The organism is Spirosoma arcticum (assembly GCF_054779955.1).
In genome coordinates, this window is the sequence record NZ_BAAGXG010000026.1 from 51,048 (window position 1) to 77,880 (window position 26,833).

At 50.2% G+C, this 26,833-nt stretch carries 25 protein-coding genes; 20 read left to right on the forward strand and 5 right to left on the reverse strand.

Translation table 11 applies throughout. From position 1 onward, the window contains the following. Positions 1–54: 54 nt before the first annotated feature. From ACYVHB_RS30495 to ACYVHB_RS30510, 4 genes are all read right to left on the reverse strand, one after another. Entirely contained in the window at positions 55–537 is a 483-nt protein-coding gene (locus tag ACYVHB_RS30495) for a GAF domain-containing protein (protein WP_461055817.1), read from the reverse strand. Between the two features lies 1 nt (position 538). Continuing rightward, complete coding sequence (locus ACYVHB_RS30500) at positions 539–1,045, reverse strand: hypothetical protein (RefSeq protein WP_461055818.1); 507 nt, start codon at positions 1,043–1,045, stop codon at positions 539–541. After that, entirely contained in the window at positions 1,042–1,878 is an 837-nt protein-coding gene (gene mreC / locus ACYVHB_RS30505; protein ID WP_461055819.1) for a rod shape-determining protein MreC, read from the reverse strand. Before mreC ends, ACYVHB_RS30500 begins: the two co-directional genes overlap by 4 nt. 84 nt (positions 1,879–1,962) lie before the next feature. Further along, positions 1,963–2,988 (reverse strand): rod shape-determining protein, encoded by a 1,026-nt coding sequence (locus ACYVHB_RS30510; protein WP_461055820.1) that lies wholly within the window; start codon positions 2,986–2,988, stop codon positions 1,963–1,965. 153 nt (positions 2,989–3,141) lie between these two features. Between ACYVHB_RS30510 and ACYVHB_RS30515 the strand changes: the two genes are divergently transcribed. The 7 genes from ACYVHB_RS30515 (at position 3,142) to ACYVHB_RS30545 (ending at position 12,952) form a co-directional block, all read left to right on the forward strand. Continuing rightward, positions 3,142–4,635 (forward strand): GH3 auxin-responsive promoter family protein, encoded by a 1,494-nt coding sequence (locus ACYVHB_RS30515; protein ID WP_461055821.1) that lies wholly within the window; start codon positions 3,142–3,144, stop codon positions 4,633–4,635. Positions 4,636–4,637: 2 nt separating this feature from the next. Next, entirely contained in the window at positions 4,638–5,861 is a 1,224-nt protein-coding gene (locus tag ACYVHB_RS30520) for a glycosyltransferase (RefSeq protein ID WP_461055822.1), read from the forward strand. 4 nt (positions 5,862–5,865) lie between these two features. Then, positions 5,866–7,029: a 1-deoxy-D-xylulose-5-phosphate reductoisomerase gene (locus tag ACYVHB_RS30525; protein WP_461055823.1), complete on the forward strand. Its 1,164-nt coding sequence runs from the start codon at positions 5,866–5,868 to the stop codon at positions 7,027–7,029. Between the two features lie 184 nt (positions 7,030–7,213). Then, entirely contained in the window at positions 7,214–8,530 is a 1,317-nt protein-coding gene (gene rseP, locus ACYVHB_RS30530; protein ID WP_461055824.1) for an RIP metalloprotease RseP, read from the forward strand. Then, positions 8,530–9,048, forward strand: a complete 519-nt coding sequence (locus ACYVHB_RS30535; protein ID WP_461055825.1) for a DUF6702 family protein — start codon at positions 8,530–8,532, stop codon at positions 9,046–9,048. The genes rseP and ACYVHB_RS30535 overlap by 1 nt, the downstream gene beginning before the upstream one ends. A gap of 183 nt (positions 9,049–9,231) precedes the next feature. After that, a complete protein-coding gene (gene lon, locus ACYVHB_RS30540) occupies positions 9,232–11,721 on the forward strand; it encodes an endopeptidase La (RefSeq protein ID WP_461055826.1) in 2,490 nt (829 codons plus the stop codon). Between the two features lie 31 nt (positions 11,722–11,752). Next, positions 11,753–12,952, forward strand: a complete 1,200-nt coding sequence (locus ACYVHB_RS30545; protein WP_461055827.1) for an AGE family epimerase/isomerase — start codon at positions 11,753–11,755, stop codon at positions 12,950–12,952. On the opposite strand, the gene murQ is transcribed toward ACYVHB_RS30545, so the two are convergent. Next, positions 12,949–13,752: an N-acetylmuramic acid 6-phosphate etherase gene (murQ, locus tag ACYVHB_RS30550; protein ID WP_461055828.1), complete on the reverse strand. Its 804-nt coding sequence runs from the start codon at positions 13,750–13,752 to the stop codon at positions 12,949–12,951. The two genes, ACYVHB_RS30545 and murQ, sit on opposite strands and share 4 nt — an antisense overlap. Before the next feature lie 142 nt (positions 13,753–13,894). Here murQ and ilvD point away from each other — a divergent pair, with 142 nt between their 5' ends. The 13 genes from ilvD to ACYVHB_RS30615 all read left to right on the forward strand — a co-directional run bounded on the left by ilvD (position 13,895) and on the right by ACYVHB_RS30615 (position 26,631). Further along, positions 13,895–15,592 (forward strand): dihydroxy-acid dehydratase, encoded by a 1,698-nt coding sequence (ilvD, locus tag ACYVHB_RS30555; RefSeq protein WP_461055829.1) that lies wholly within the window; start codon positions 13,895–13,897, stop codon positions 15,590–15,592. A gap of 17 nt (positions 15,593–15,609) precedes the next feature. Continuing rightward, positions 15,610–16,188 carry an O-methyltransferase gene (locus ACYVHB_RS30560; protein ID WP_461055830.1) on the forward strand — a complete coding sequence of 193 codons (579 nt, stop codon included), beginning with the start codon at positions 15,610–15,612 and terminating at the stop codon, positions 16,186–16,188. Positions 16,189–16,239: 51 nt separating this feature from the next. Beyond that, positions 16,240–18,000, forward strand: a complete 1,761-nt coding sequence (gene ilvB, locus ACYVHB_RS30565) for a biosynthetic-type acetolactate synthase large subunit (RefSeq protein WP_461055831.1) — start codon at positions 16,240–16,242, stop codon at positions 17,998–18,000. After that, a complete protein-coding gene (gene ilvN / locus ACYVHB_RS30570) occupies positions 17,997–18,530 on the forward strand; it encodes an acetolactate synthase small subunit (protein WP_461055832.1) in 534 nt (177 codons plus the stop codon). The genes ilvB and ilvN overlap by 4 nt, the downstream gene beginning before the upstream one ends. 39 nt (positions 18,531–18,569) lie before the next feature. Beyond that, positions 18,570–19,613 carry a ketol-acid reductoisomerase gene (ilvC, locus tag ACYVHB_RS30575; RefSeq protein WP_461055833.1) on the forward strand — a complete coding sequence of 348 codons (1,044 nt, stop codon included), beginning with the start codon at positions 18,570–18,572 and terminating at the stop codon, positions 19,611–19,613. Positions 19,614–19,715: 102 nt separating this feature from the next. Further along, complete coding sequence (gene ilvA / locus ACYVHB_RS30580; RefSeq protein WP_461055844.1) at positions 19,716–20,987, forward strand: threonine ammonia-lyase; 1,272 nt, start codon at positions 19,716–19,718, stop codon at positions 20,985–20,987. Between the two features lie 12 nt (positions 20,988–20,999). Beyond that, positions 21,000–21,236 (forward strand): DUF433 domain-containing protein, encoded by a 237-nt coding sequence (locus tag ACYVHB_RS30585; protein ID WP_461055834.1) that lies wholly within the window; start codon positions 21,000–21,002, stop codon positions 21,234–21,236. 63 nt (positions 21,237–21,299) lie between these two features. Continuing rightward, complete coding sequence (locus tag ACYVHB_RS30590; protein ID WP_461055835.1) at positions 21,300–21,545, forward strand: DUF5615 family PIN-like protein; 246 nt, start codon at positions 21,300–21,302, stop codon at positions 21,543–21,545. After that, positions 21,545–22,948, forward strand: a complete 1,404-nt coding sequence (gene leuC, locus ACYVHB_RS30595) for a 3-isopropylmalate dehydratase large subunit (protein WP_461055836.1) — start codon at positions 21,545–21,547, stop codon at positions 22,946–22,948. Before ACYVHB_RS30590 ends, leuC begins: the two co-directional genes overlap by 1 nt. A gap of 13 nt (positions 22,949–22,961) precedes the next feature. Continuing rightward, complete coding sequence (gene leuD, locus ACYVHB_RS30600) at positions 22,962–23,567, forward strand: 3-isopropylmalate dehydratase small subunit (RefSeq protein ID WP_461055837.1); 606 nt, start codon at positions 22,962–22,964, stop codon at positions 23,565–23,567. Positions 23,568–23,580: 13 nt separating this feature from the next. Continuing rightward, on the forward strand, positions 23,581–24,657 hold the full coding sequence (gene leuB, locus ACYVHB_RS30605) for a 3-isopropylmalate dehydrogenase (RefSeq protein WP_461055838.1): 1,077 nt from the start codon (positions 23,581–23,583) through the stop codon (positions 24,655–24,657). 250 nt (positions 24,658–24,907) lie between these two features. Further along, on the forward strand, positions 24,908–26,047 hold the full coding sequence (locus ACYVHB_RS30610) for a 2-isopropylmalate synthase (RefSeq protein ID WP_461055839.1): 1,140 nt from the start codon (positions 24,908–24,910) through the stop codon (positions 26,045–26,047). Positions 26,048–26,169: 122 nt separating this feature from the next. After that, positions 26,170–26,631, forward strand: a complete 462-nt coding sequence (locus ACYVHB_RS30615) for a hypothetical protein (RefSeq protein ID WP_461055840.1) — start codon at positions 26,170–26,172, stop codon at positions 26,629–26,631. Positions 26,632–26,833 lie beyond the last annotated feature (202 nt).

The following is a 26,833-nucleotide window of genomic DNA, read 5'->3' on the forward strand; positions in this document are numbered from 1 at the left end:
ACTCACTCTGATATCGGACATCACGTCGAAAGATGCCAAACCAACGGCAAGAAGTTACGAGGGCTTTATCAACGCTACAATCCGCTCCAGTCCGTCGGCGTCGATTTTGCTAAAATCATCCAGCATATCGCTGTCCACGTCCAGCACCATTGTGACGTTGCCAATCTGGTCGAACACCGGCACGACAATCTCCGACTTCGACGCCGAACTACAGGCAATATGACCTGGAAACTGCTCTACATCGGGTACCACAATCGTTTGCCTACGCGTGTAGGCGGCTCCACAAACGCCTTTATTGAACGCAATGCGGGTGCAGGCAATCGGTCCCTGAAACGGTCCCAGTACCAATTGGTCTTCTTTTTTCAAGTAAAAGCCAATCCAGAAAAAACCAAACGCTTCTTTTAGTGCGGCCGTGACGTTAGCGAGGTTAGCAATCAGATCCGGTTCACCGTCGACGAGGGCAGCAATCTGTGGAATGAGGCTGTCGTAGATTTCCCGCCGAGTAGCATTTTTGGGGACATGGAGCGTTTCTGCCATATTAGTTTCTCGTAAAAAACTGAATCAGCACGATGCTTACAGTGGTGAGCAACGTGCTGGCTCCCACCCGAATCAACGTAGGAACAAGGAGCGTCAGACTACTGGCCTCAATAAAAAACAACGCAGTGTGATGAATGAGTGCCAACACGAAGACATACCGAAATAGAGTGCCTACCCCTAACTCCTGTAGCGAAAACTCGATCCGCGACTCTAAGCCCGGTACGTCGATCTGCGCCCGCACAATCAGCGGTCGGCAGTAGGCCATGAGCACCGTAGCGGCCGCGTGCATCCCCAGCGTATTGTAAAATGTATCAACGATAATGCCCGTCACAAACGCAATGATCAACAGCCACGACAGGCTGGTTTCGTTAGGCAGGAGCAGGACGCAGGCGATATAGACGAAGCAGAACGCATAATCAAACAAGACCAAATTACGGGCAAGCAGGATTTGCAGAGCTAAGTACAGCACGAAAAGCAAAATTGTCGACAGGATTTCGCGCAGCGTCATTTCTCGGATTCGACTTGTTTTTCCAATTGCTGCTGTTGCTCCTCCAGACGGTTTTCGACCACGTACACAAACGCCAGATTGCTGAAATTAGTAGCCAGATCGAGTGTGATATCGTGAAACACCTGGTTAGGCTGCACACCAACCGTTCGAACACGCCCAACCATTATGCCCGGTGGAAATGTTGAATTACGCTCCGACGTGACGACCGAATCACCCCTGGCAACGGTCTTTGTACGCGAAATATCATTCAATTTAATCAGGTGTGGGTCTACACCGTCCCATCTTGCCGTCCCAATTTCATCAGCCTTCGTTAACGCCGATGACACGTAGAACCCAGCATGCAGAATAGAGGTAATAACCGAAAAATGCCGGTTGCAAATCTTCACTTTACCCACCACACCTGTCGGGGAAATAACGCCCATTCCGGGCCGGATGCCGTCGTCGGTGCCTTTGTCGATAGTAATGTAATTGTTGGCGAACTGGGTTGTGTTGTTAACCACCTTAGCCACTTTAAACGTAAAGCGATCAGCAAAGGCCGAATCAGCTTTGTATTCGTCCGGAGCGAGGGGCTTGCTTTGAAGCAGTTGAGTCAGTTTCGTGTTGAGCCGCTGGTTTTCCGAAGCCAGATCAGCATTAACCTGCCGCAGTCGGGCGTACTCATTGGCTGCGTTTGACCACGCCAATACCTTTGCCGCGTAGCGGTTGGAGGTATTGAAGTAAGTCGCACTCCAGTAATTGCTGGTATTGATAATGAAGTAGAAGCTAAGTACTTCCAACAATACGAACAGAATGAAGTGGCGGCTTCGGACAAAAAAGTCGACTAATTCTCCCATGCTAAACAAGTAGCTGAACGGCCACGTCCGGGTGTAGATGGTTTCTACACCCGGACGTGGCCGTTCAGGCTACGCAAAAACGCCTTAACTAATCAGCACCGAGCGGTACATGTCCAGATTTTTGATAACCTCACCGGTCCCTTTTACAACGGCCTTGAGTGGGTCATCGGCCACGTGAATCGGCAGCTTGGTTTTGGCTCCTAATCGCTTATCAAGCCCGTGCAGCAGTGCTCCGCCCCCCGTCAGGTGAATACCATTAGTGTAAATATCGGCCGACAACTCCGGTGGCGATATTTCGAGGGCTTTCATAGTTGCCTCTTCAATTTTGGAAATAGACTTGTCGAGTGCGTAGGCGATTTCGCTGTAGGTAACTTTAATTTCTTTGGGAATACCCGTCATCAAATCGCGGCCACGGATTTCATAATCGGCGGGTGGATTATCGAGTTCGGGCAGGGCCGAGCCAACTTCCATTTTAATCTGTTCAGCCGAGCGCTCTCCAATCAGCAGGTTGTGCTCCCGACGCATGTAATCGACAATATCACGGGTAAATACGTCGCCGGCAATGCGGATCGACTGTTCACAGACAATGCCCGATAAGGCGATAACGGCAATTTCGGTCGTGCCTCCACCGATGTCCACGATCATGGTGCCGTTGGGCTGCGTAATGTCGATCCCAATGCCGATGGCGGCTGCAATTGGTTCGTGAACCATGTATACTTCTTTGGCACCGGCGTGTTCAGCAGAGTCTTTAACGGCCCGCTTCTCCACTTCCGTAATGCCCGACGGAATGCAGATGACCATCCGGTGCGAGGGCGAAAAAAGCTTGCTGCCGGTGTCAATCATTTTTATCATACCCCGAATCATCAGTTCGGCGGCCGTGAAATCGGCAATCACACCGTCTTTGAGCGGGCGAATAGTCTTGATATTTTCGTTGGTCTTTTCGTGCATTTGCATGGCCTTGTGACCAATGGCCAGCACCTTGCCGGTAATCTTGTCCATCGCAATGATGGAAGGCTCATCGACCACAATCCGATCTTTGTGAATAATCAAGGTGTTGGCCGTGCCCAGATCAATTGCAATGTCGCTGGTTAAAAAATTGAAAAGTCCCATTTCAGGTTGGCACCGAGTGCCATGTTACGAAGATAGTTTTTTGACAGGTTTGCAAAAATATGGATTATTCAAGAGAAACAACGTCCAGCCCCCGAATGGAGTAGTCTATTTTTAAGATCACTGTCAGGAGTTATCCATTACTTTTGCACCACTATGGGCGTTCGATCAATGTTGAGTAAACCATTCGCGAGGTGGGTTGTGAATCGGCAGCAGGCTTGGATGCACCAGCCCGCCGAGGCTCAGCAACGCTGGTTTAAGCGGTTGGTTGCGGTCGGAAAAGATACGGCCTTCGGTCATGACCACCGGCTTAGAGATGTGCAGACGACAGCCGAATTTCAGCAGGCCGTGCCCATTCGGGACTACGAGGCCCTGAAGCCCTACGTTGACCGAATTCTGACTGGTGAATCGGACGTACTCTGGAAAGGCAAGCCGCTGTACTTCGCCAAAACATCGGGTACAACATCGGGCACCAAGTACATACCCATCACCCACGATTCAATTCCCAACCACATCAACTCCGCCCGCGATGCGCTGTTGAACTACATCAACGAGACCGGCAATGGGGCATTCTTAGACAAAAAGCTCATTTTCTTGTCGGGCAGCCCCGAACTCGAACAGAAAGCAGGCATCAACGTCGGGCGGCTGTCGGGCATTGCCAATCACCACGTACCGCCATACCTGCGTACGAACCAGTTACCCAGCTACGAAACGAACGTCATTGACGATTGGGAGACTAAACTGGAGCGGGTCATTGACGAGACCATCAACCAGCCCATGTCGCTCATTTCGGGCATTCCGCCTTGGGTGCAGATGTATTTCGACCGGATTCAGGAACGCACGGGTAAACGGATCAAAGATGTGTTTCCCGATTTTTCCGTGTTTGTCTATGGGGGCGTTAACTTCGAGCCGTACCGTGCCAAACTGTTTGAGAGCATCGGTAAACGAATCGATTCCATCGAAACATACCCCGCTTCCGAAGGTTTCATCGCTTTCCAGGACAGCCAAACGGAGGAAGGCCTGCTGTTACTGCTGGACAGCGGTATCTTCTACGAGTTCATTGCCGCCGACGAGTATTTCAGCGATAACCCGCGCCGACTTACAATTGATGAGGTTGAGTTAGGAAAAAACTACGCGGTCATTATTAACAACAACGCCGGACTTTGGGGGTACTCGTTGGGTGATACAGTCAAGTTCGTGTCACGGGAGCCGTACCGGTTGCTCGTCACCGGCCGGATAAAACACTTCATCTCGGCGTTTGGCGAACACGTTATCGGTGAGGAAGTGGAACGAGCGCTTAAGGATGCGATGCAGAAGCATCCCGAAACGGAGGTTGTCGAGTTTACGGTTGCGCCGATGGTCAGCCCAAACGAGGGCCTGCCGTACCATGAATGGCTCGTTGAGTTCGCTACACCCCCCCGCGACCCGGACGCCTTTGCCCACGACGTCGACAACCGGTTGACCGAGTTGAACGTATATTACGATGACCTCATCACGGGTGCCATTCTGAAACCGCTGAAGCTGACAAGTCTGCCGCGCGGGGCGTTTCAGCGATACATGAAAAGCCAGGGCAAGCTGGGTGGGCAAAACAAAGTGCCGCGTCTGGCCAATGACCGCATTATTGCGGATGACTTATTGAAAACCCGTTAAGCGTGACTTCCCCTTTACGACTGCTGCTTTTTGAGATGAATCCAACTGGCCACCATGCCGGTTACCTGCATCACCTGATCCGATATTGGCACCTATGGAACATAACTGGGGAATTGATCGTCGTTGTGTCGCCCGCATTCAGAACTGAGCACGCCGACCTAGTGGCACTGGCTCAGAGCACGCCGACAGTTCACTTAGTCGTTATCAGCGAAGCCGAAGAGGCCAACCGCAAAAGCCAAAAACGACAGGTATTGCGGATGCAGTACGAGTGGAAATTAGTCGTAAACTACGCCAGACAGTGGCAAGTGAAGCAGGTGCTGTTAATGTACTTTGACACATTTCAAGTGGCATTCAGACTTGCCTTACGCGTGCCCTGCCCGGTGGCCGGTATTTTTTTTCGCCCGGTTTTTCACTACGAAGATTGGGGGCACGGACCCGTAAACAGCCGGGAGAAATTTCAAGAATGGCGGAAACGGAAACTCATCCGATGGACAGTAAGTAAACGGTCGTTGCAAACGTTGTTCTGCTTAGACCCCTTTGTTGTGCCAACCCTCAACCGGTGGGCAGGCCGCAACGTAGCCACGTATCTACCTGATCCAGTAGAAGTTTACCCGACAACGGCCGCCAACGCAGCAGCTATTCGGCAACAGTTGGGTATCGAACCGACGCGTCAGGTCGTGCTCGTATTTGGTCAGTTGGACGAACGCAAGGGCTTATTCACGCTTATCGAAGCCCTGAAAAGGCTAACGCCCGCCCAACAATCCAATTGGTGTTTACTACTGGTGGGACCGGTAGACGATGGCATTGCTCCCGCTTTGAACAGCAGCCTTAACACGCTGACGACGCAAACCGCTATACAATTGGTTCGGCATCATTCATTCGTGAATGAGAAGGACATACAACCGTACTTTATGGTATCAGATTTGATCGCTACTCTTTACCAACGGCACGTTGGCATGAGCGCCGTACTGGTGCGGGCCGCTACAGCTGAAAAACCAGTGCTCTCATCCGACTATGGACTTATGGGTCAGTTAGTAAGAACCTGGAATCTTGGTCAGGCGGTAGACGCCGAAAATTCAGTGATCGTCGCGGATGCACTGGCAACGTTTGGGCAATCGAACTGGACAACCGACACGACCGCTATGAAGCAGTTTACCGAACAAAATCAGGCCAGTCAATATGCCAAAGTTATTTTTGATACGTTAGGCTGGCAAATGGCTCGCTAATTCTATGCAACAACGAAAACTTGCCATTCTCGGCTCTACCGGCTCCATTGGAACGCAGGCCGTGGAAGTCGTTAAAGCGTATCCCGATCAGTTTCAGGTTGAGGTGCTGACGGCTAACGATAACGCTGATCTGCTTATTGAGCAGGCCATTGCGCTAAAGCCCAATGTTGTAGTGATCTGTAATGAAGATCGCTACGAACTGGTATTATCCGCGCTCGACCCGCTCGGCATCAAAGTGTACGCCGGGGCTGCGGCAATCGCGTCGGTCGTGCAGATGGATACCGTCGATATGGTGCTGACAGCGATGGTTGGCTACGCTGGGTTACTGCCAACGATTAAGGCAATTGAAGCGGGTAAGGCGATTGCGCTCGCTAACAAAGAGACGCTCGTGGTGGCGGGTGAACTCATTACGCGGCTGGCTGCGCAGAAGGGAGTCAATATATATCCGGTCGATTCGGAGCATTCGGCTATTTTTCAGTGCTTGATCGGGGAGTTTCACAATCCAATTGAGAAAGTTATTCTGACGGCGTCCGGTGGACCGTTCCGGGGTAAGTCGCGGGCATTTTTGTCGAAGGTTACAAAGGAACAGGCGCTTAAGCACCCAAACTGGACGATGGGTGCCAAAATTACCATCGACTCGGCCACGCTCATGAATAAGGGCCTTGAAGTGATCGAAGCAAAGTGGCTCTTCAATCTGACACCCGCGCAGATCGATGTGGTCGTGCATCCGCAAAGCATCGTTCACTCGTTGGTGCAGTTTGAGGATGGGAGCCTGAAAGCGCAGTTGGGTCTGCCCGACATGCGACTACCGATTCAGTTTGCGCTCGGCTATCCCAACCGCCTGAAATCAGACTTTCCCCGGTTCAATTTCATGGACTACCCATCGCTGACGTTTGAGCAACCCGATCTGGAAACGTTTCGCAATCTGCAACTCGCCTTCGATGCGCTTGACCGGGGCGGCAATGCACCCTGCATTATCAACGCGGCCAACGAAATTGCGGTCGATGCCTTCCTGCACGATCAAATTGGTTTTCTGGAAATATCCGAAATCATCGAGTTTTGCTTAGGCAAAGCGACTTTCGTTCAGGCACCAGCCTACGACGATTACGTGCAGACGGATCAGGAGACCCGCCGATTAGCTGCGGAGCGAATCAAAAGTTTGGTTTGAGTGTTTTGTCAGAAACCAGTATTGCGTCAGGTGCTTATCCTGTTTTCCACTATTTTTATAACGCATAATGGATTATTGGGTTTATTTTATCATTGGCATCGTGCTCGGCGTTATCTTATTGCGGGCGTTGAGACGTCGGTCTAAGTAACTATTCGTATCATCAATTTAATACCTTCTTGACTACATGGAAGTTTTAATTATGGCCGGGCAGCTCATTTTGGGACTGTCTATTTTAGTGGGTTTACACGAATTAGGTCATTTGTTAGCCGCTAAGGCCTTCGGAATGCGGGTAGAGCAGTATTTTATTGGCTTTCCGCCCAAAGTATTTAGTATCAAACGGGGTGAGACCGAATACGGCCTCGGTGCAATTCCGCTCGGTGGCTACGTCAAGATTTCGGGGATGATCGACGAGTCGCTCGATACGGCCCAGATGAAAGCCGAACCGCAACCCTGGGAGTTTCGGGCTAAACCCGCCTGGCAGCGCTTAATTGTGATGCTTGGCGGTATTATCGTTAACGTTATTGTCGGTATTCTGATCTTTGTCATACTCGCTTACAAAAATGGCAATACGTATTTAGCCGCTCAGGACGCTAAATATGGCATTGTGGCCTATGACCTGGCTCAAAGTATTGGCCTGCGAACGGGCGACAAAATTGTAAAGGTTAATGGTAAGCCCATCAACGATTTCAACGAAGTTCGGAGTTCGGAGGTGTTCTTGGGCGACAACAGCACCTACACGGTTGATCGGAATGGACAATTGCTGGACATTGATATTCCCAATAATTTTGTCGATAAACTCGCCGACAAGAAGAGTGCAGGGGAGTTCATTGAGCCGATCCGGCCGTTTAAAGTCGCTGGATTGGCACCAGGCCAACCGGCCGAAAAAGCAGGTCTGAAAGCAGGTGATGTGATTACGAGTGTTAACGGGAAAGCGATTCGGTTTTACCACGAGTTTGTCGAAGTTGTTAAACCGCTAAAGGAGAAACCCGTAGTCCTCGGCGTCAATCGCAATAACAAACCCCTCACGCTGAACATGACCACCAATGAGGATGGGACGATTGGCTTCTTCGCCGAGTTTCTCTTACGTGTTACGCAGCAAGATTATACGTTTGGCGAAGCGCTTTCGGTTGGTACGACAAAAGCGTTTGGCGTTGTGTATGATAACATTAAAGGCTTCGGCAAAATTTTCCGGGGCGATGTGTCGGCTTCAAAAGCGTTGAGCGGTCCCATTGGTATTGCGCAGAATTTATTCGGTGGCGTTTGGGTCTGGGACCGCTTCTGGACCGTTACGGGTTTGCTCTCAATGGCCCTCGCGTTTTTTAACGCACTGCCCATTCCGGCGCTCGACGGTGGTCATGCAACCATTTTAGGCTACGAAATAATCTCCGGCCGCAAGCCCTCCGACCGCTTTCTGGAAGGAGCACAGCGGGTTGGTATGGTTCTTCTGCTCAGTCTGATGGCTTTCGCAATTTTTAACGACGTATTCAAAGCTGTGTTTTAATGGGTTTTTTTAAACCGCTGATGATGCGGTTCAACTATTTTTATATTAGCTTGTTGGTGCTTGGCGTGTCTGCCAGTCGTCCGGCGCACGATTTCCACGCCAGTGTGACGCAGATGCAGTACAATACGGCCGAAAAAGCCTTTGAGATCAGTATCCGGGTGTTTACGGATGATCTGGAAAAAGCACTCTCTCAAGAGCTAGGATCAACAGTTCGCCTGAACAAAGATGCCAAGAGTGACGCAATTCTTGAGAAGTATGTCCGGTCGCATTTTGCTTACGTGACGCTACAAAAACAGACGAAACCTATTAGTTACGTCGGGCATGAGGTTGAAGCCGACGCCAATTGGCTTTATCTCGAAATGCCCTACACCGAACCGTTTCAGGGAGGGTTACTAAAGCAGAATGTGTTGATGGAGGCATTTGATGACCAGGTGAACATGGTCAATATCAAGTACGGGGAACAGAAGAAAACGTTTGTTTTCCGGAAGAATCAGCCCATTCAAAATGTTTCTTTCTGATTAATAAATTTATTCAGGTAGTAGCGATTGCGTTTAGTTATTTTACAGTTGTATCCACAAAGGCCGCTATCGCGTCATAACCTATAGGTTTGGCACGGCCCTTGCACCTACTTGGAGTCCTTCCCTTACCGCTTACGCAGACACTTAATGCATATTGATTGCTGTCAATTTGGCAGTGTGCTTATGATTTCAGAAAACGAATTAGCTACCCGGTTGTTACTGGCAGATTTTGACTCGGACAATCTGGAGATTGTACCACTTGGATCACCGGAGGGCGCCGATGAAGATTACGAACTACCCTCGAATCTGCCCATCCTGCCGGTCCGCAACACCGTATTGTTTCCGGGAATGGTTATCCCCGTTACCGTTGGGCGGTCGAAGTCGATTCGATTGGTAAAAAAAGCGTATAAGGGAAACCGCATTATTGGCGTGACGGCTCAGCTAAATCAGCAAAAGGACGAGCCGACTGCCGACGATTTGTACCGGTTTGGTACGGTGGCTTACATCATCAAAATGATTACGCTGCCCGATGGCAACATCACCATTATTATTCAGGGAAAGAAACGCTTTGAGATTCAGCAGATTACGCAGGAAGATCCGTACATGACGGCGCAGGTGCGTCAGATTGATGATGTCTTTCCGAACGTAAACAAGAAAGAAGGCAAAGCATTGTTGCAGTCGCTGAAAGACGCGGCATATAAGATACTTCGCCTGAATCCTGAGATTCCGCAGGAGGCCCGCATTGCCCTCGACAACATCGAAAGTCCTACCTTTTTGCTGCACTTTTTGTCGTCAAACATTAACGCTGATGTGTCGGACAAACAGCGGCTGCTGGAAACGCTCGAAGGCAATCAGCAAGCCAATGTATTGCTCGAATACATGCTCCGTGAGGTGCAGCTACTTGAATTGAAGCGCGAAATTCAGTCTAAAGCGTCATCGGACCTTGATCAGCAACAGCGTGACTATTACCTGCGTCAGCAGATGAAAGTGTTGCAAGACGAGTTGGGAATGGACAACCCTGATCGCGAAATTGACGAACTGCGAATGAAAGCGGACCGCAAAAAGTGGCCTGCCGAAGTACGGGCGCACTTTGATAAGGAACTTAACAAGTTACAGCGCGTCAACCCAATGGCCCCGGAGTATCCGGTGACGATGAACTACATCGAACTGATGGTTGACCTGCCGTGGGGCGAATACACCAAGGATAACTTTGACCTGAGACGGGCGCAGAAAATCTTAGACGGCGATCATTTCGGACTGGAGAAAGTAAAGGAACGGATTATTGAGTATCTGGCCGTTCTAAAGCTGAAAAACGACATGAAAGCCCCGATTCTGTGCCTGTATGGCCCGCCGGGAGTCGGTAAAACATCGCTTGGCAAGTCGGTAGCTAAAGCCCTCGGTCGGAAATACAGCCGCATGGCACTGGGTGGCGTTCATGACGAAGCCGAAATTCGGGGTCACCGCAAAACGTACATCGGGGCCATGCCGGGTAAGATTATCCAGAATGTGCGCAAGTGCGGCACGGCCAACCCCGTGTTCATTCTAGACGAAATTGATAAAGTCAGTTCCGATTACCGGGGCGACCCTTCGTCGGCTCTGCTCGAAGTGCTGGACCCGGAGCAGAACTCGACGTTCATGGACAACTACCTCGAAACAGAATTTGATCTGTCGCGGGTGTTGTTCATTGCTACGGCTAACTCGCTCGACACAATCCACCCCGCCCTGCGCGACCGGATGGAGATTATCGACATTGCGGGCTACACGGTGGAAGAGAAAGTGCAAATCGCCAAGAAATACCTGATTCCAAAGCAGCGCAAAGATCACGGCCTGAAAACCAAAGACTTGCAATTTGAGGATAAAGCCATTTTACGGATCATTGAAGGCTACACCCGTGAGTCGGGCGTCAGGAATCTGGAACAAAAGATTGGGGCTACCATCCGAAAAATTGCCAAATCCATCGCAATGGAGGAGGAATACAACCACGTTGTTAAAGTCGCCGATGTACCAAAGATGCTGGGCGCGGAGATTTTTGATAAGGAACTTTACGCCGACGACGACATCGCGGGCATTGTGACGGGCTTAGCCTGGACGCAAGTTGGGGGCGAAATTCTGCTCATCGAATCGAGCCTGAGCCGGGGAAAGGGTGCGTTGACACTGTCGGGACAATTGGGCGACGTGATGAAAGAATCGGCCGTAACAGCGCTTTCTTATCTCAAAGCCCATGCCGATGGGTTGGGTATCGACTACCGAACGTTCAATCACTACGACCTGCACGTTCATATTCCGGCCGGGGCTGTACCCAAAGACGGTCCGTCGGCGGGTATTACCATGCTTACGTCGATGGCGTCAATTTTTACCCAGCGTAAAGTGAAACCGTACTTGGCCATGACTGGCGAAATAACGCTCCGTGGAAAAGTGTTGCCCGTGGGTGGTATCAAAGAAAAGATTCTCGCGGCTAACCGGGCAGGTATCAAAGAGTTGATTCTGTGCTCGAAGAACCGCAAGGATATTGAGGAGATTAATCAGAGTTACATAAAAGACCTCCAGTTTTATTATGCCGACACCGTCGATCAGGTGCTCGAAATAGCGCTACTGCCGGGTCAGGTTGGTAAGCCCATGAAATTTGTACTGCCAGAGGATAAAGAGCAGCGCGAATTGGAACGGGTGTATTAAGTTTTTTGTGCTTGGGTTTTTAGGCGTTTCTGTGCTCGACTTCCAAAAACTCTCCGCCGACTACCAACAGGCTCTGCTGCGCCAGATTGTGCCGTTCTGGCTCAAAAATGGCCGGGATGAGCTATGTGGTGGGCATTTTGATGCATTGTCGGCAACGGGTGAGGTGATTGAGGGCGATAAATTTGTAATGGCACAGGCCCGACAAACGTGGGCGTTTGCCTGGCTCTACAACACGCTCGATGGGCAAACCACCTGGCTGGCTCACGCCCGGCACGGGGGTGCTTTTCTCCGTGAGTATGCTCATACCACTACGTTCGACTGCTACGCCCGGCTCGACCGACGGGGCCGACCCCTTGTCTTGGCAACGGATTACTTGCCAGCCTGTTCGGTGGTGATGGCGTACGTACAACTCTACCGCGCTACGGATGAGAACGAGTGGGCCGTGCTGGCTAAGCAAACGTTTGAAAATTTACGGCAACGGCGGGAGCAAACTCGTACTCAGCAACGAGAGATTGGCGGGCTTCGGCAGCTATGCCATCTCAACGAAGCATCAACGCTGTTGAGAACCGTGTTGGAGATGCAATCACTGCTGGACGAGGAGTCTGGAAAGGAAGCGATTGATGCGGTTTTGCATGAGCTTATGCACGAGTTCGTAGACCGACGCACTGACACGCTGCGCGAATGTATCCTGCCCGACGGTGCGTTTGTGAACACGCCCGAAGGCCGACGGCTAAACACCGGTTTGACGTTTCAAACGGCAGGATATCTACTTGAACTCTGCGCCGAAAGCGGTAATCAGAAAATGAAGATGCAGGCTACAGCGTGGTGTCTGCGGATGTGCGAACGGGCCTGGGATGAAGCAACGGGGGGACTCAATCTGTACGTCGACATGAAAAGTCAGCCGTCGATCTTTCCCGATGCGCAGCAGAAATGGGCCTGGGTGCAGGTAGAGGCCGTTTCGTGTTTAGTGAAAGCGTATTTTCAAACCCAGCATCCCGACTGCTCGAAGTGGTTTAAACGTATCCACGAGTACACGTTCGCCCACTTCCCCGATCCTAAACACACTGGCTGGCATTTAGCCATCGACCGGCAACGGCACCCGCTGTTTTTGGCTAAAGTCACCCCGGAAGTCGGCTGCTTTTCACTCATTAAGTGCTTAGCCGAGACCGCACAAACGCTGACCAAGTGCGGTCAACTACAACCGGCAGGGCGAAATGTACGATTGATCTAAACGCGCTGGTAATTGTCAATTGCTCCGCGTACATTCCCAAACTTAGCCAGCAGTTCTTCGGCCATCTCCCGCGAAACGCCAATTTCACTCATCACCATTTTAGCCGCCCGATCCTGTAGCTTGATGTTAGTTAGCTGCATGTCTACCATCTTATTCCCTTTCACTCGACCCAGTTGAATCATTACGGCGGTTGAAATCATGTTCAGTACCAGTTTCTGAGCGGTTCCGGCTTTCATCCGGGTGCTGCCTGTCACGAACTCGGGTCCCGTTACAACCTCCACAGGGAATTCAGCCGCCTGTGCCACCGCTGAGCCAGGATTACAGACCACGCAACCCGTGAGCAAACCCGCAGCCCGCGCCTGATTCAGCCCGCCAATGACGTACGGCGTCCGGCCTGATGCTGCAATTCCGATGACGGTGTCGGTCGGCGTGGGCTGATACAGTGCGATATCCTTCCAAGCCTGTTCGGCATCGTCTTCCGCGTTTTCGACCGCTTTGCGGATGGCCCCGTCGCCCCCGGCCATCAGCCCAATCACTAAATCGAATGGTACACCGTACGTTGGGGGGCACTCAGATGCATCGACTACGCCTAAGCGGCCGCTTGTACCAGCTCCAATATAAATCAGTCGGCCACCATCACGCATGCGGGCTACAATCTGCGTTACTAACGCTTCAATCTGCGAAATGGCCTGTTCAACGGCGTCTGGGACTGTTTTGTCTTCCTTATTTATATTGATGAGCAAGTTATGAAGTGACATTTGCTCCAAATGATTATAGTAAGATGCATTTTCCGTTATCATGTGCTTAGCGAAGTAGTCAGCAAATGTCCGTACTCCGTTAATAATTTAATACCACACCCCCAATTTTTCTTGTCTGTTCTAATAATATGATCTTTATTTACGGTGTTATTACACTATCAGCGAAATTTCGCTAAATGGTCAAATGATTACCGAACGCGATACGCAACTCAATCGATTCAGTGCTACCCTTACGCAGGAAGTCAGTAACCCGGCTGCACAAGCGATGCTATATGGCATTGGCCTGACCGAAGCAGATATGCAAAAGCCGCAGATAGGTATTGCCAGCACCGGTTACGAAGGCAATACGTGTAACATGCATCTGAATGGTTTGTCGGTTTACGTGAAACAGGGCATTCAAGCCAGCGGCTTAATCGGCCTTATTTTCAACACCATTGGAGTGTCGGACGGCATGACCAACGGGAACGACGGTATGCGGTATTCACTGCCCAGCCGCGACCTGATTGCCGACTCAATTGAATCGGTAGTGGCGGCTCAGTGGTACGACGGTGTTGTGACCGTAGTTGGGTGCGACAAGAACATGCCCGGTGCAATTATGGCCATGGCTCGGCTCGACCGCCCTGCCATTATGGTTTACGGTGGCACGATTCGGTCAGGCCATTATAAGGGACAGAAATTAGATATTGTATCGGCGTTTGAAGCCCTTGGCAAAAAATACGCCGGGAATATCTCCGACGAAGATTTTAAAGGCGTTATCCAGAACTCGATTCCCGGTGCGGGAGCTTGTGGCGGCATGTATACGGCCAACACAATGGCGGCCAGCATTGAGGCAATGGGGCTGAGTTTGCCCTTCAGCAGCAGCTACCCGGCTACCCACGCGGGTAAGCAGGAGGAGTGCAAAAAGATTGGCGCGGCCATGCGGGTGCTGCTCGAACGAAACATTACACCCGCCGACATCATCAGCCGCGAATCGCTTGAAAACGCGCTGACGGTTGTGATGGCGCTTGGCGGGTCGACAAATGCAGTGCTGCATTACCTCGCCATTGCACGTTCAGCGGGCATTCCCCTCGAGCTCGATGACATTCAGGCCGTTAGCGACCGGGTGCCGTTTCTGGCCGATCTGAAACCCAGTGGCAAGTACTACATGGAAGATATGCTCGAAATTGGGGGCGTTCCGGCCGTGATGAAGTACCTGCACGAGCAGGGCATGATTCACGGCGATTGCCTGACCGTGACGGGCAAAACCGTCGCCGAAAACCTCGCCGATGTATCAAGTCTGAACTTTGAGACCCAGTCTATCGTGCGCCCGATTACAAACCCAATCAAGAAAACGGGCCATATTCAAATTCTGCGCGGTAATCTGTCACCGATGGGATCGGTCGCTAAAATTACGGGCAAAGAAGGTGAGCGTTTCGAGGGGATAGCTAAAGTATGCGAACACGAAGGTGAGGTAATCGAGGCTTTGCAGAAGGGTGAGATTTTACCGGGTCAGGTTATTGTTATTCGTAACTCTGGGCCGAAAGGTGGTCCCGGCATGAGCGAGATGCTCAAACCCACCTCAGCCATCATGGGTGCGGGCTTAGGCGATAAAGTCGCGCTTATCACCGACGGGCGTTTTTCGGGTGGTACGCACGGTTTTGTGGTCGGCCACGTGACGCCCGAAGCCTTCGATGGTGGTCCGATTGCGCTTGTCAAAGACGGTGACCGAATCACTCTCGACGCCATCGGCCGAGAATTGACGCTGCACGTGTCCGACGAAGAGTTAGCCTACCGCAAAAGCGAATGGAAACAACCAGCTCCGCGTTTCACAACGGGCGTGCTGGGTAAATACATCCGACATGTGAAAAGTGCGAGTGAAGGATGCGTGACGGATGAAATTTAAGTTGATTGAATCATTGTATGTACAGCGACGCAGTTGATAGTTTACCTAAAGGATTTGCTGACATACAGATTGTCAGTCAGGCTATCGGTTTTTCGATGCCTTCTGACTTGCAAACCGGAGCGTTGTTGAGAACTCTGATTGGGTCGAAGCCAAGTGCGAAGGTATTGGAAATCGGTACAGGGACGGGGTTGGCAACAGCCTGGCTGCTTGCCGGAATGGATGCAGATTCGTCGCTTATATCAATAGACAACGAGACGGAGTATCAGTCTGTGGCGGATCGAATTCTGGGCGATGATGCGCGTTTGCAACTCATTTGCACCGACGCAGGGCACTGGTTAGACGAAAACAAAGACCAGCAGTTCGACCTGATCTTTGCAGATGCCTGGCCCGGTAAATACGCAAATCTCGATGCTGCGTTGAATTCGCTGTTAGCAGGAGGAATTTACATCATTGACGACATGCTGCCCCAACCTAACTGGCCAGCAGGACACGGCGACAATGTTAATAAGCTGGTCGCTGACTTAGAAAGCCGGAAAGAGTTGCAAATCGTCAAAATGGCCTGGTCGACGGGAATCCTGATAGCCACAAAGAAGTAGAGGTAGAAAAACAGTAAACGACAAACGAAATAATATAAAACGCACAATCGAATGGAAGCGGTCAGCGTCTTACCCGAAATAACCATCAAGCCGGAAGCCTCAAAAGCGATACCAGCAACAACATACATCAATGGCTCACAAGCCCTCATGCGGGCGCTTGTGGCCGAAGGCGTAGACACCATTTTTGGGTATCCGGGCGGGGCTATCATGCCCGTCTACGATGCACTGTACGACTTTCAGGACCGTATCAATCATATTCTGGTGCGTCATGAACAGGGCGCGGCCCACGCAGCCGAAGGCTACGCCCGCGTTACGGGCCGGGCGGGGGTTTGCTTGGTCACGTCGGGACCGGGGGCAACCAACCTCGTTACGGGCATTGCCGACGCCCTCATCGACTCGACGCCGATGGTGTGCATCGTGGGGCAGGTCGGTAAGAAGCTGCTGGGCACCGACGCGTTCCAGGAGGCCGACGTGATGGGCATTACGATGCCTATTACCAAATGGAATTACCAGATTACCGACGCCGACGAAGTGCCCGACGTTATCTCTAAAGCGTTTTACATTGCGCAGTCGGGGCGGCCGGGGCCGGTGCTGATCGACATTACCAAGAGTGCGCAGTTGGAGATGCTGACCAAACCGTTCGTTTATGAACGATGCCGGTCCATTGTCAGCTACCGGCCGCGTCTGGTCCCCAAAACGGAACAGATTGAAGCAGCCGCTGCCCTGATTAACAGCGCTAAACGACCCTACATATTCGTTGGTCATGGCGTTCAAATTGCCAAAGCCGAGGACGAACTGCGGACGTTCATCGAGAAAACCGGTATTCCCGTGGCAACAACGTTGTTGGGGCAGTCGACCATCCCAACGAATCATCCACTGTATGTGGGCTGGTTAGGAATGCACGGCAACTACGGCACCAACGTACTGACCGATCAGGCCGACGTCATTATTGCCATAGGGATGCGCTTCGATGACCGCGTAACGGGCGATGCCAGCCGGTATATTAAGCAGGCCAAGGTCATTCACATCGAGATCGACCCGTCCGAAATTGACAAGATTATTCACGCCGATGCGCCCGTTGTAGGCGATGCGAAAGAAGCGTTGAAGGCGTTGATTCCGCTTGTTCATCCGAATGACCATACTGTCTGGCGCAACGAATTCCGGAAATATGAAGCCATTGAGTACGAACAGATCACGGTACCTGAATTAGCCAACAATGGCGGCAAAATCAAGATGGCAGAGGTCGTTGATCTGCTTTCGACCAAAACTAAAGGCGAAGCCATTTTGGTAACCGACGTTGGGCAGCATCAGATGATGGCGTCGCGGTATTACCAGTTTCGGCGACCGAACAGTCTTGTGACGTCCGGTGGTATGGGAACGATGGGGTTTGCGCTGCCAGCCGCGTTTGGTGCTCAGGTTGGCGCTCCTGATCGTCAGGTGGTGGCCATCATTGGCGACGGGTGCTTTCAGATGACCTTGCAGGAGCTCGGCACTATCGTTCAGAACAAGCAGCCGGTGAAAGCTATTATTCTGAACAACAACTTTCTGGGCATGGTCCGGCAGTGGCAACAGTTGTTTCACCAACGGCGCTACTCATTCGTGGAACTACAAAATCCCGACTTTATCACCATTGCCCGTGGTTTCGGCATGGATGGGCAAACCTGCTCGGAACGCGACGATCTCTCCAATGCGCTGGACACGATGCTGGCCCACGACGGCCCTTTCTTGCTCGAAGTAATCGTGGAAAAGGAAGAAAACGTGTTTCCAATGGTGCCATCGGGAGCGAGTGTTTCGCAGATACGATTATCATGACAACTTACACCATCTGCATATTCACCGAAAACAGCATCGGGTTGCTTAATCGCATCACAATCATTTTCACGCGCCGACGCATCAATATTGAAAGCCTGACCGTATCGGAAACCGAGCGCAAAGGCGTATCACGGTTCACGATTGTTATCCGACACGAGTCGCGGGAGGAGGTCGAAAAACTGGTGCGTCAGATTCGGAAAATTGTGGAGGTGATGGCTGTATTTGGATATCTTAACGATGAGGTCGTATTTAACGAAATTGCGCTGTATAAAATCGCGACGCCGTTAGGGGCTAAATCGCTGGATGTCGAAACGATTAACAAGCAGTACAAAGCGTGGGTCGTTTATTGGGGCCTCGATTACGTAGTTGTCGAGAAAACCGGTAATAACGACGATATTTTCGCCTTTCTCGATTACCTGAAGCAGTATGAAATTCTTGAATTCGTCCGCTCTGGCCGGGTAGCTGTTGGCAAAACCGAGAAGGGATTAGTTGAGTACCTGCCCGAAGCCGACTGGGCGTATCATCTGTAACGAATTAACCTAAAATACGAATACCAAAAAACAAGAAACATGGCAACGATTAATTTCGGAGGAGTTGATGAACAAGTAGTTAGGCGGGATGAGTTCCCGTTGGAGAAGGCGCAGGAAACGCTGGCTAACGAAATTATCGCCGTTATTGGCTATGGTGTGCAGGGACCTGGCCAGTCGCTCAACATGCGCGACAACGGGTTCAACGTCATCGTTGGGCAACGCAAAGGCAAAACCTACGACAAAGCCGTAGCCGATGGCTGGGTGCCGGGCGAAACGCTGTTCGAGATTGAAGAAGCCTTATCAAAAGGCACCATTATCTGCTTTCTGCTTTCCGATGCCGCCCAAATCGAGCTGTGGCCAACCGTCAAAGCGGCTTTGGTACCCGGTAAATCATTATATTTTTCGCACGGATTTGGCGTAACCTACAAAGACAAAACAGGTATCGTTCCTCCCACCGATGTTGATGTATTTCTCGTTGCACCTAAAGGCTCAGGCACGTCGTTGCGTCGGTTATTTGTGGAAGGTAAAGGATTGAATTCCAGCTTCGCCGTGTACCAGGACGCGTCGGGTCGTGCCCGTGAAAAGTGCATCGCCATGGGCATTGGCGTAGGATCGGGATACTTGTTCGAGACTGACTTTTACCGCGAGGTAACGTCCGACCTGACCGGCGAACGCGGTACGCTGATGGGGGCAATTCAGGGGATTTTTGCGGCTCAGTACGAAGTTCTGCGGGCCAATGGCCATAGTCCATCAGAAGCGTTTAATGAAACAGTCGAAGAACTCACGCAGTCACTAATGCCACTCGTGGCCGAAAACGGCATGGATTGGATGTATGCCAACTGCTCAACGACCGCTCAGCGGGGTGCCCTCGATTGGTGGAAACCCTTCCGCGACGCGACCAAGCCCGTGTTCGAGCAACTTTACAATTCAGTAAAGTCGGAAGAACAGGCCGCGATTTCCATCACCCGCAATTCCCAGCCCGACTACCGCGAAAAGCTCGAAGTTGAACTGTCTGAATTGCGTGAATCGGAAATGTGGCAGGCTGGCACGGCTGTTCGTGGCCTGCGCCCCGAGCGCAGTTAGTCAGGATTTACAGGTATAAGTTGTTAGGGGCGGTACATTGTATATTTGTAATAGTTTGACCAACGGCTTCAACACGAAATACGCTCCCACCTTTACATGAATATGGTAGCCGAAGCAGAACCGAAAATTGCATTTCCCGATCTGGATAATATTTATCTGGCGGCCGAACGGCTCCGGGGGGTAGCTGTGCATACGCCCTTGCAGGAGAATATCAACCTCTCAGATCGGTACGGAGCAAACATCTTTCTAAAACGCGAAGATTTGCAGGTTGTCCGGTCCTACAAAATCCGGGGTGCCTATAACAAGATGGCCAGCCTGTCCGCCGATGCGCTGTCGAAAGGCGTCGTGTGTGCCAGTGCCGGTAACCATGCTCAGGGCTTGGCCTACGCCTGCCGGAAGATGGCCGTTCAGGGCATTATTTTTATGCCGACTACTACGCCGAATCAGAAGGTGAAGCAGGTCAAGCTGTTCGGGAAAGAGTTTGTGGAGGTTGTACTGATCGGTGATACGTATGACGACGCTTACCACGCGGCCGTGGCCTACGTTGATACCCACGAATGCACGTTTGTTCACCCATTTGACGACGTGTTAGTCATGGAAGGACAGGGCACCGTAGGGTTGGAAATTTTCAAAGATTCCAACTTTAAAATCGACTATTTGCTGATGGCCATTGGCGGGGGCGGTTTGGCCTCGGGCGTTTCAACGGTTTTTAAACAGCTTAGCCCCAAAACCAAACTTATTGGTGTTGAACCGCTGGGGGCACCGTCAATGAAAGCGTCACTGGATGAGGGCCATGTGGTGACCCTTGATGAGATCGACAAGTTTGTAGACGGGGCAGCCGTTAAGCGTGTGGGTAATACAACGTTTGAGATCTGCCGCAAAAACCTTGACCGCGTCGTGCTGGTGCCAGAAGGTAAAGTTTGTACAACCATTTTGCAGCTTTATAACGAAGAAGCCATCGTGGCCGAACCCGCCGGAGCGCTCACCATTGCCGCATTAGATTTGCTAAAAGACGAAATCAAGGGTAAAAACGTAGTTTGTTTAGTTGGTGGTGGTAATAATGATATCACCCGAACGGAAGAAATAAAAGAACGGTCGCTGTTGTACGAAGGCCTGAAACATTATTTCATCGTCCGGTTTCCGCAGCGGTCCGGGGCCATGCGCGAGTTTTTGGATAACGTCCTTGGTCCCAACGACGACATCACCTTATTCGAGTATTCCAAGAAAACGAATCGGGAACGAGGCCCCGCTCTGATTGGTATCGAACTGAAAGCCAAAGCCGACTTTGACCCATTACTCAGCCGGATGCACGAAGCCAAAATTCACTTCGAGTATCTGAACGACAAACCCGATTTGTTTGAATTCTTAATTTAATCAGATAGATGTATGTCAAGCCCGATCACCGTTGATCCTGAGATTCAATTTGGCACACCTGTTTTTACAGGAACACGGGTGCCAGTCGAATCTTTGTTCTGGCATTTGGAGAGTGGTATTTCGATAGATGCTTTCTTAAACGATTTTCCGTCAGTCACACAAGAGCAAGTTGTTGCTGTTCTTGAATTAGCTGGTAAGGCATTTAGCAATGACAAACTGTTGCATCTAATTTATGAAATTGCTGATTGACGAGAACTTGCCCAAGATTTTGAAGCAGCATTTTCCCGAATACAGATATACACAGTTCGTGATATGGGTTGGCAAAGTGAAAAGAACGGCGAATTATTGGCATTGATGTTGGCTGAAAATTTTGATGTACTTGTCACCTTCGACAAGAATTTGCAACATCAGCAAAACTTCGATAAATACCTGATAGCCGTCTTAGTTCTGAATGCTTTTGAGAATGCCTTCCCATTTTTGGAGCCGCTCATACCATTAATGCGTGAGGTTCTGAAACATTCGTTACCTAAAGGAGCGACTATTATTAATCTTGCCTAATGAATCAACCTACTACGCTTTTCGATAAAATTTGGGACGCCCACGTCGTTAAACAAGCTGAAGGCCACCCCGACGCGTTGTTTATCGACCGGCATTTCATCCATGAAGTTACCAGTCCACAGGCGCTCGACGGCTTGCGCAAGCGTGGCCTTGGCGTGTTCAATACGGCCCGCACCACCGCCACCGCCGACCACAACGTGCCCACTAAAGATCAGCACCTGCCCATTCGCGAGGCTCTATCGCGGCATCAGGTCGAGACATTGCGCCGGAACTGTGCTGATTTTGGTTTGGAGCTATATGACCTGGGCCATCCGTTTCAGGGAATTGTTCACATTATTGGGCCGGAGCTTGGTCTAACTCTCCCTGGCATGACCATCGTCTGTGGCGACAGTCATACCAGCACCCACGGCGCATTTGGTAACGTCTCGTTTGGAATCGGCACGAGCGAAGTGGAGCAAGTGCTGGCTACGCAGTGCATTCTACAGTACAAGCCTAAACGGATGCGCATCAACATTGATGGGCAGTTGGGCAAAGGCGTCATGTCGAAGGACATTATTCTGTACATCATCTCCAAAATCTCGGCCAGCGGAGCCACCGGCTACTTTGTTGAATACGCGGGAGAGACTATCCGTAGCCTATCGATGGAAGCCCGGATGACGATTTGCAACATGAGCATCGAAATGGGTGCCCGTGGCGGTTTGATTGCTCCCGATGATACAACATTTGCTTACATACAGGGTCGGCGTTTTGCACCCAAGGGTGAGGCTTTCGACCAGGCGGTGGCTAAATGGCGCGAACTGAAAACCGATGATGGTGCCCAGTTCGATGTTGAATTAAATTATAATGCTGCTGACATTATGCCAATGGTTACCTACGGCACCAATCCTGGTATGGGTATTGGCATTAGTGAACATATCCCAAACCTAAGTGAAATTCCGGCCCATGAACTGGCTTCGTATACCAAGTCTTTAGCTTACATGGGTTTGGAACCGGGTATGGAACTGCTCAATAAAGCCGTTGACTATGTGTTTATCGGCTCCTGCACCAACGCCCGCATTGAAGACCTGCGCGTCGTGGCCGATTATGTTCGGGGCAAGCAAAAAGCCGAGGGCGTTGAAGTTTGGATCGTACCTGGGTCGGTACAAGTGTCGAACCAAGCTAAAGCCGAAGGATTGGAGCAGGTCTTCATCGACGCCGGTTTTGAACTGCGTCAACCGGGCTGTTCAGCTTGCTTAGGTATGAATGAAGACAAGATTCCGGCGGGCAAATACTGCATCAGCACATCTAACCGCAACTTTGAGGGCCGTCAGGGACCGGGTTCACGAACCTTTCTGGCCAGTCCTATCATGGCCGCTGCCGCTGCGGTGGCCGGCAGGGTGGTCGACGTAAGGGAGTTAGTGTAAACTTAAGGCAATAATGAGTAAAGAAACTTTCGATATCCTCACAACTAAAGCGGTTTTGCTGCCGATTGAGAACATCGACACGGACCAGATTATTCCGGCGCGATTTCTGAAAGCGACCACGCGCGAGGGCTTCGGCGAAAACCTGTTCCGCGACTGGGCATACAATCCCGATGGCACCAAAAAGACTGATTTTGTTCTGAATGACCCAACGCATTACGAAGGTCAATATGGGGCGCAGATTCTGGTGGCCGGTCGGAATTTTGGGATGGGCAGTAGCCGCGAACACGCAGCCTGGGCCATTCATGATTTCGGATTCCGAGTGGTAGTCTCCAGCTTTTTTGCGGACATTTTTCGGAACAATGCCCTAAATACGTTCGTATTGCCAGTTCAAGTGTCCGACTCATTCCTGACAGTCTTATTCGCCCGGCTTACCCAAAATCCGGATATGCTGGTGACCGTCGATTTGCCGACTCAAACGATTTCGTTAGAAACGGGTGAGCAAGAAAACTTTGACATCAACACCTACAAGAAAACGTGTTTATTGAACGGCTACGACGATATTGATTACCTGTTAAGTTTAAATAGCGACATTCGACGCTTTGATTTAGCACACGCATAGCAAAAGTGGACGAATGAAAAAACACATAATTGTAATTGCTGGCGACGGCATTGGTCAGGAGGTAACGGCCGTTGGCAAACAGGTTTTAGAAGCCATTGGCCGCAGGTACAATCACGAATTTACGTTTGACTCGGCTCTGATCGGTCACGCTGCAATCGAAGAAACCGGCAGTCCTTTACCAGAGGAAACTATTACGAAAGCCAAAGCATCAGATGCAATTTTGTTTGGTGCCGTTGGTCATCCTAAATATGACAATGATCCTTCAGCTAAAATCCGACCCGAGCAGGGTTTGCTGGGTATCCGCAAAGCGTTAGGTTTATATGCCAACTTACGGCCCATCAAGCTATTCGATGAGTTGTTAAGTGCGTCGAGTATTAAACCGGAAATTTTAAAGGGAGCTGATATTCTTTTCTTCCGCGAGCTAACCGGCGATGTTTATTTTGGTGAGCGGGGCCGCTCTGATGACCGCAACACTGCCTATGATACCATGATTTATAGCCGTTATGAAGTAGAACGAATTACCGTAAAAGCCTTTGAAGCCGCAATGAATCGCCGTAAGAAATTATGCTCAGTTGATAAAGCAAACGTGCTGGAATCGTCGAGGCTATGGCGCGAAATTGTGCAAGAAATAGCGCATCGCTACCCAGAAATTACCGTTGAGCATCAGTTTGTCGATACCGCTGCAATGCTGCTCATCAAAGATCCGTGCCGCTTCGATGTTGTGCTGACGGGTAATCTATTCGGCGATATATTAACTGATGAAGCCAGTCAAATTGCAGGTTCGATGGGCATGTTAGCATCAGCGTCGATAGGCGACACGACCGGCCTATATGAACCCATTCATGGCTCAGCTCATGATATTACGGGCAAAGGCGTGGCTAATCCCTTAGCCTCCGTACTGTCGGTTGCCCTTATGCTTGATATCTCGTTTGGGCTGAAAATAGAGTCTGAGGCTGTTGTTCAAGCCGTAGATGCGGTTCTAAAAGCTGGTTTTCGTACGAGCGATATTGCTGATAGATTCACAACGCCTGAAAAAGTTTTGGGTACTCAATTAATGGCAGGCCAGTTGCTTACTCAATTAACGACCTGATAGTATAGCTTGTTAAGCTACACATAATATTTTTCTACGAATTGTAGACTTCCTGAAAACCGCTATTTTTACAGTGTAATTACGCAGTTAGCGAATTTTCGCAGTGATTTCTTTATATGGTGGAGTTCGTTTACTAACTGCTACGAGGCTCTTGAAAAAGGATAAGAAAAGACATATCTTGATATGAATGCTTTCTTCGATTGAAAGAGTCCATTTACATTAATTTTTTACATAGAAAGGTATCTAACCGATGAGCCAGCGAGTTTATATATTCGACACTACCTTACGAGATGGTGAACAGGTACCCGGTTGTCAATTAACCACAGAAGAGAAGATTGTGGTAGCCAGAGAATTAGAGCGGATGGGCGTCGATATCATCGAAGCCGGCTTTCCGGTTTCAAGTCCCGGCGATTTTCGATCTGTCGTTGAAATTTCAAAAGCAATCACTGAGCCGACGATCTGTGCGCTTAGCCGGGCAGTGAAAGGTGATATTGACGCAGCCGGTGAATCGCTCAAATATGCGAAGAGGAGTCGTATTCATACAGGCATTGGCTCGTCGGACATCCATATTCATAATAAATTTGCCAGCACACGCGAAAAAATTCTGGAGCAGGCAGTAGCAGCGGTTAGGCACGCTAAGACGTACGTAGAAGATGTGGAGTTCTACGCTGAAGACGCGGGCCGAGCCGATCTGGTGTTTCTTTCTCAACTCACCGAAGCTGTTATTAAAGCCGGAGCTACTGTCGTAAATATACCTGACACTACTGGGTACTGCTTGCCTGATGAGTATGGACGTAAGATTGCTTACATCTACGAACATGTCTCAAATGTTCACCAAGCTACTATCTCTATCCACTGCCACAACGATCTTGGTTTAGCAACGGCTAATTCGCTGGCGGGCATCATGAACGGTGCTCGTCAGATAGAAGTGACAATGAATGGTATTGGCGAACGGGCGGGCAACACCTCTCTCGAAGAAGTAGTGATGGCACTCAAGGTAAAGAAAGAGCTGGGCTTCCACACGAATGTCGACTCAACTCGGTTATTTCCTGTTAGCAATCTAATCGCGGAAATGATGAACATGCCCGTACAAGCCAATAAGGCCATTGTTGGTCGAAACGCATTCGCTCACTCGTCCGGTATTCATCAGGATGGATTTCTTAAACATTCGGAGAATTACGAGATCATGAACCCTCAGGATGTAGGCGTTGATAAGTCATTGATTTTGCTTACCGCGCGCTCTGGTCGTCATGCGCTAAAGCACCGTCTCGAACTCTTGGGCTACCGCTATGACAAACCTACGCTGGATGGCATTTATACGAGATTCTTAGATATGGCTGATATCCGCAAAGAAGTGAATGATAAAGATTTGATGGAATTAGTGCGCTAAATAGTGCAAATGAGCTTATTTCAAAAAAAATAGATTAACCAAGAGCTTGCAAACAAAATTCAGAAACAGGCTGTTTTGCAAACAAAATATACTTACGAGACAGTAGAAACCAACTTTGAGCTATGGCAAGACCTACCCCCGAACTAATCGATGCACTACGCCGTACGGCTCGTAATCTGAAGAATGGTGCGCCCTACCAATGGGGACACATGGGCGGCTGCAACTGTGGTAATCTCGCTCAGGAACTTACTAAACTCAATCGTGACCAGATCCACCAATATGCAATGCAACGGTATGGCGATTGGAACGAACAGGTTGATGACTATTGCTCAACCAGTCAGATGCCAATTGATCTTGTCATCAACGAGATGTTGAATGCAGGATTAATGCTCGAAGACCTTAAGCACCTCGAAAAACTGGATGACCGACAGGTATTAATTCGTTTTCCAGTTGAGACACGTCATCTAAAGCACAATGTCCGTGATGATGTTGCAGCTTATATGAACCAATGGGCAAACTTACTCGAAGAACAAATTATAGAAAAGATCACATTGCCAGATCTCCAAGAAATAGCTTTTGCTTGAGCATTTCTGATTGCACTAACACCTTAGCTGATGGACATTATTTCTTATTGATATTTAGAGTAATGAAAAGGTCGCTTGCCAATTGGCAAGCGACCTTTTCATTACTCTAAATATCAACAGGTGGCACCTTCCTACTCTCCCGCCTTTGACGGCAGTACCATCGGCAGCACGGGGCTTAACGGCTCTGTTCGAAATGGAAGAG